The sequence below is a fragment of the Porphyromonas gulae genome (assembly GCF_000765945.1).
Taxonomy (GTDB): Bacteria; Bacteroidota; Bacteroidia; order Bacteroidales; family Porphyromonadaceae; genus Porphyromonas; species Porphyromonas gulae.
In genome coordinates, this window is sequence record NZ_JRAT01000018.1 from 1 (window position 1) to 7,024 (window position 7,024).

A 7,024-nucleotide genomic window follows, 5' to 3' on the forward strand; every position below is an offset into this window, starting at 1 on the left:
GCACTTGATGTCATAACCACAGAAAATGGGTTGCAGAATGTAAAGAAGACAATTTCACAGCCATGGTCTTTGAATATGGCCTCTCCTTTCTTGATGTCCGGAAATAAAACCCATGATTTTACGGCGAATTATCTTTTGGATAATGTTCAGCTTGTCCGTGCTATTGCCAAGATAGAGCTCAATATTACTTTAAGCGAGAAATTTCAGATACTGCCTGCTGCCAACGGAGGTAATTTAGCTGACTACAGGTATAGATATGTGAATTTCGACAGAGATACCTATGTGGTAAAACCCCTGCCCACGAAGCCTGATAATCCGGTTAGCTCCAATGATGGCGCATGGCCGCAGATCGCCGGGTGGATGCCGTGGGGTACATCGTTGAATGTGAGCCCGGCTCCCGATGCCGGCAGTGGATACACGATGGATTCCGGAGGAAAGATTAAGAGTTTGCGGATTATTACTTACTTGAATGAGCGAGATACGAAAGGGGCAGCTGTAGAGGTCGCATTGCCTCGTGTGGATGATGGAGAGCTTCCTCCTCCCGAATTCGGGCCTGAACTTTATCGTTTGCCTTTGCCCGAGAAGGTCTTGAGAAACCATTGGTATNGTGTGGATGATGGAGAGCTTCCTCCTCCCGAATTCGGGCCTGAACTTTATCGTTTGCCTTTGCCCGAGAAGGTCTTGAGAAACCATTGGTATAAGTATGAAGTCGAGATTTGATGTGTGAAAGCAAATTTATCTGTTTCGGTTAAAAATTGAGGTAGTGATATGACTTTTCGGGGGGCTATGAAAATTGCTTATAGCCGTTTTGTTAAATATCGATATACCGCCATTCAGATTAATGATGACGAAAAACAAAAGAAGAAATATGATGAAGATGTTTGAAAAAAAGTTCTTGTCCCTGTTTTTTATAATATTCACTGTGCTGATCTTACCTTGTGGCATGCATGCCCAGGTGTCTTTTGCAGCGTATTCTCCTACTGCAGCTCCATCCATTAAAGTATGTGATGGAGAAGAAAAGTTAACGGTTGATTTTACAATGGCGGTGCAGACTTCCAATGCTGTTGAGGTGAGGGTCAAACTTGCGGATGGAATAGAATATGCAGAAGGGCTTATCCTTGAAAGTGTAAATCCTGCAGGTGCTGTTGCGATAGTGGCAAGCGATATTTCCAATTTGAATGAGCCAATATTTAAGCTGACTTCTGCTGATGGAGACGATATTATCGCATTGGCGACAGAGGTCTCGTTTTCTTTTAAAAGAAGAGCTGCGTGTAGGGCATGGGAGAATGCAATAAATGCTGCGACTAGCGGATTTCTTTTTAAAGATAAAGTCACAGTTACAGTCGATGGTGCTAGCTCAAGCAAAGAGTCAAATACCTATTCTGTGGCATTCCCGAATTTGATTATTAATGCTCCAGCAGCTCAAAACAACAAACAACCCGGAGAGACGATTACTCGTGAGTTTACTATTTCGAGTGGTTCCGCTAATACTGTTAATACGGTTTTCATTTCCATAGACCATGGTTCTGAAGATTATTTTTCAGGCACGGGGGCATATAAGTTGGAAGTCGTACCTGTTAGCGGATCTCCAATCGAAGTTACTTCCCCTATTGTAGAAAGTACCAAGAGAACTTATACGCTTAGCGGAAATCTTTTAGGGGCTGACAACATGCTAACAAACGGAGAGGTAATTACCTTACGTGAAACATTTGTCTTAAAGACTTGTAATCCGAAAACGCTCTATGGTTTGGGTTGGGGATGTAGTGTCAGTAGTCAGTGTGAAGTGAAACAGGTGCAAGCCGTTATTACAATGATGTACGGTGCTGCTAAAGTTAAGCATCTTCCGCTTACTAAACCTGTACTTACGTCACCCTGTGAACCTTTCACTATTACTGCAGGATACACGAATGAAGGTACTGGAGACAAGATGGGGGGAATGTATGATGTCAATGTTGTGGGATTTACCAATCAGTATTCACCGCAAGAGTTTGATATCCAGAGATTTGTTGACTTTAAGGTTGGTGGAAAATCTATTCCTAATTCATATACCAATGATAGAGGGGTAGACCTCAGATTTGAGAATTACTTTAACGTTGATCCGGATGGTGCCGGTGTAGGTTTGGACGATCTTGATGGAGATGGTTTTTATGATGATTTGCCCGTAGGAGCTACTGTCAAAGTTGATATGATAATTAAGTTCAGATGTGAAGATTTTACGGATTGTAATGTGTTCATCGGGGATTATGGTTATATCAGCAAAGTTAAATATCGTACAGCCTGTGATAAACACAATTGGGTTAATCCCTCCCAATATCACATACATCCCCTGGCAGATATGGCATTTCGACATGACAGATTCAGTGATCTTTCATATATGCCTCTTAATATTGAGGCCGGCCGTCCTTTCAACTTGAAAATAGAAACGAAATGGGAAAACTTCCGGAATTCATATATAACCGAAAATACACGCTACATTGTAGAGATAGATTTAGTTCCTGGTCTATCTATCGATCCCTCTAAGATAACGTGGGCACCTATGAAGAAACCTATCTCCGAAAATGATTTTACTTATTCCGACCCAGTTTCACCGGGTAGCGTAACAGAGCAAGATGGCAAATTGCTCATTGTTTCTCCTACCAACCGTATAGGGCGAGTATTGCTAAAAGATTTAGTGTATACCTGCCAACCCGGATCAAACAACCTTCGTGTTAAATATCGTATTAAGATTGTTCTTGACTATGTCCATCATCCTGAGTGTGCATGTCCTGTTGCGCCCTTGTTGTGCGGAGAACATGTTCCTCGGGTTCTTGGTTGTGGCTCGCCATGTAGTGCAGGACTCTCTACGGGGATCCCCGTTGTGGAGCGTGAAGACAATTCGCTGGGTTGGACCGATTACACCATGTCTACATTGCAAAGCCGTTCCAATATTTCTGCTTATGACTTGGCTAAAGCTCTGTATATGGATGAAATAAAAATCTCGGCAAGTGCTGTGCAATATGGTGCTGCCTCTAACCTGGGAGCACATTTGGTCTTGAATACGGATATAGATGGAAGCAGAGGGCTTACACCTCTTTCTGCGGATATTACGGTGTTCCGAAGTGGAGTGGAAATTGCTTCTGCTACTGGTCTCAAGAAATTTAATAATAAAGCTTCCTCTGATGGAAAAGAGCAGATTGTCGACTGGGACTTTACTTCTGCTTTGCCTGCTGATGGTCTACTGAACGGAGATAAAATCAATATAGTAACACATTATCGAGTTACTTCTGAAAGATATCCGAGAGGAGATAAACAGACAGGGAAAAAGTGGTATATATACAATTCCACAAGCGCACCTGGGGCAAATGTATGGGATGGGGTTCATTCAACGTGTTTGGATGTGATACCGGAAATGTATCTGTTGGGTACAAAATCTTATAATGGTGTCAACCCGATTCGAACAAAAGCTTGTGAGACTGTCGATTTAGGAGGAAGCACTTCTAATTTTGCCCGGCGTTTTGATTCAGGAGCTTTGAATTATGAAAATGAATATCGCCCCGGTATAAAGTTGCTGAATTACTATGTCAAGATGCCCAAGTCGTATGTGCTAAATAATGTCAGATTTAGAAATGAGCATAATCCTGTGAGTGAAGCGAATCAGACCCTTACCCTGACGCCGCAAAGCACTATAGATCAAGGTGGTTTCCTCTTGTATAAGTATCCTGTACCTGACAATAATCATAAACACCATTTTCCCATTACGGTAACCAATCGCTATGGTGCTGGAATGACTATAAATGCGACACCCACTTGTGCCTCAAATGATGTTGCACCGGATTATGAAGTTTTTGAAACCTATACGGAGTTCATTGACTACTATTACTATACGGCAAAATTGGCTAATGTCCCTGAGGAGTTCAAAAAAGGAGGTATTGGACAGACTTCTTCTGCTCTATTAGGTCAGAGCAGTCGTTTGCAATATAGCAATAAGCCCTCTATTGAATTGGTGGATCAAACAGGAGAGGTTGAGCTTGCCGGTAAAGTAGGAAGTTGGACAATACGATATAATAATCCTTCACAGAGTGCTTCTCCCTTTATATGGCTGGCTTTGCCTGATGTGTCAGGACTTAAGATCACTAGAGTCTCTCGGGTTTCAGACAGTCAAGAGATTCCCGCAACTCCTTATTCTGGTGGAAAAATGTTTCATTTGAATGATATCGGAGTTCCTGCGGGACAGGCTATTGACTATAAAATTGAGTTTGAGTATTCCGGATGTGCTGCTCTTACGCTTGGAGCTTTGGGTGGTTGGAATTGTAAAGGTTATCCTCAATCGCCTGATGACTACATTTGTAACATCAATAACATTGGGTTGAAACTTAGACCTCTTGTATCTGCTATGGAGTTGAGACAAGTATCAGTCCCTCCTGCTGTGCCTGAGCCCATATTATGTACGACACTACCATATGAATATCGTATTCAAGCTACAGACAAGGCCAACATATATGATCCCCAATTTACTATAGTTGCAGAAGATGGATTGACCATTACACCTAACATCGTTCAGGTTCGCTATCCGGCCGAAACCGGAGTTTGGCATAATTTGAATGTAGTGAATAATGTGGTCAACTTAATCGAGCACCCTGCATTAGCCGCCATAGGATATCTTAAAGGAACTATTGAGGCTGCCAACAACCAAGAGCGTCAGATCGACGTTAAATTCGGAATAAAGACTGGTTGCGAGTTCGTTTCGGGTAAAAATTTCCGGGTGAGAGCAGACGGAAAAAACACTTGCAACATGAATGCTAAAGGTTCTGGTATTGCTATAAGCACTCCTCCTATTAGGATTAAAGGAGCTGTACTCCCTTACACCACATCTGCTTCTACTCAGGTGGTTACGGCTGATGTTACTGGATCGGATTGTAAAGCGCCTAAAACTGTGAAAGTAAAGCAAGTGATCATTGGTGGAACAACCACTGCTGACGCTTATCTTGAGGTTATTATTCCTTTAGGATTCAAGTATGTTCCTGGATCTTATGCTCCGGATAATGACCTTCCGGGAGGCGCTAATGCATATGATGCAGGAACGGAATCGGTATCTGTTACTGCCAACTCTGAGGATAAGATTTCTGTGAAAATCAAAGGAGGATTAACCACAGGAGATTCTTTTGCTTACAAATTCGAGATACGGGAAGACGACCAGAATGTTCCTCCTTGTGGAAACCATACACTTGAAATAACTAATGTCGAGAAGATTCCTGGACTCTGGTGTGAAGGCGTTCAATGTTCAGCCACCTATGTTGCAACCGGAGTCAATAAGTTTGAGTTTGTTCTTGACAAACCCTACTTGGATGTTACAGTTGGATCGGCTGTTTCTATCCCAAGCGGAGGCAACGAGAATATCACGATAGAATATACTGTAAAGAATACTTCGAATATCCCATTGAAGGACGGAACAGTAGTAACACTTTTCTCGGATAAGGACAATAATCTTGTATACTCTTCGGGAGATGTTGTTGTCGGGACTCAGCCCCTTTCAACGAGTGTAACGAATACTTCACCTGTTACTCAGACGCTAAAGATAAAAGGAGTAAATCCTGCTAGTACAAGCAATTTGGTTCTTAGTATTTTGCCCCAAGACGGATGTTATTGTGAAATCAATCCAGCGAGAGTCGATTTGATAAAACTTCCGCGCAATTATTGGATTGGAGGCACAGTAGGCAAGCCTAACGAATGGAAAGAGCCTAACAACTGGACCAATGACCAAGTTCCCGATGCTGCAGAGGATGTTGAATTCGCCACTGAGGTGAATAATCCGACAGATCTGAATAATCCTAAGTCGGGCCCAGCGAAAGAGAACCTGCATTTGGATGATCTGGTGCAGAATGGAACAGCCGGTCGCGTTATCGGTAACCTGATCAATGATTCGGATAAAGATCTGGTAATAACTACGGGCAATCAGTTGATGATTAACGGAGTAGTTGAGGATAACAATGCGGTTGCCGGTACTATTGTCGTGAAGTCTTCGAAAGACAATCCGACCGGGACATTGTTGTTCCGTAATCCCGGGGCTAATCAAGATGTAGGAGCTACTGTCGAGTTTTACAATCAGGGATATGATTGTGCCGACTGCGGTATGTACCGTAGGAGCTGGCAGTATTTTGGAATACCTGTCAATGAATCAGATTTCCCTTACGGGGATGTTGAAGGAAACGAGACTATAAACCAATGGGTTGAGCCTTTCAATGGAGATAAGTGGCGCCCTGCTCCTTATGCGCCGGATACACAGCTTCAGAAGTTCAAGGGCTACCAGATCACGAATGATGTACAGGTACAGCCCACGGGGGTTTATAGCTTCAAGGGTATAATTTGCGTATGTGACGCCTTCCTTAACCTGACTCGTACGCCGAATGTGAACTACTCCGGATCTAACTTGGTGGGTAACTCCTATACTGCAGCCATCGACNATTTGCGTATGTGACGCCTTCCTTAACCTGACTCGTACGCCGAATGTGAACTACTCCGGATCTAACTTGGTGGGTAACTCCTATACTGCAGCCATCGACATCAGGCAGGGTATTGTCTTCCCGCCGGAAGTTGAGGAGACGGTCTATCTTTTCAACACGGGTACGCGCGACCAGTGGCGCAAGCTCAATGGAAGCACGGTTTCGGGTTATCAAGCCGGTCAGTACCTGTCGGTNGGAGACGGTCTATCTTTTCAACACGGGTACGCGCGACCAGTGGCGCAAGCTCAATGGAAGCACGGTTTCGGGTTATCAAGCCGGTCAGTACCTGTCGGTTCCGAAGAATACAGCGGGTCAGTCCAACCTGCCGGATCGAATTCCATCGATGCATTCCTTCTTGTTGAAGATGCAGAGCGGAGCATCTTGCACGTTGCAGATCTTATATGATAAGCTGATGAAGAATACGACGGTGAACAACGGCAATGGGGCTCAGATCGTATGGCGTTCTAACGATACGGGTTCGTCCGGTATGCCTTCTCTTGTGATGGATGTTCTTGGCAACGAGTCTGCCGACCGTTTGTGGATCT

At 43.7% G+C, this 7,024-nt stretch carries 1 protein-coding gene; it reads left to right on the forward strand.

Annotated elements, in window-relative coordinates; all coding sequences use genetic code 11:
* The first annotated feature begins 93 nt into the window (after window positions 1-93).
* Window positions 94-720 carry a hypothetical protein gene (locus HQ49_RS07175; RefSeq protein ID WP_449421062.1) on the forward strand — a complete coding sequence of 209 codons (627 nt, stop codon included), beginning with the start codon at window positions 94-96 and terminating at the stop codon, window positions 718-720.
* Window positions 721-7,024 lie beyond the last annotated feature (6,304 nt).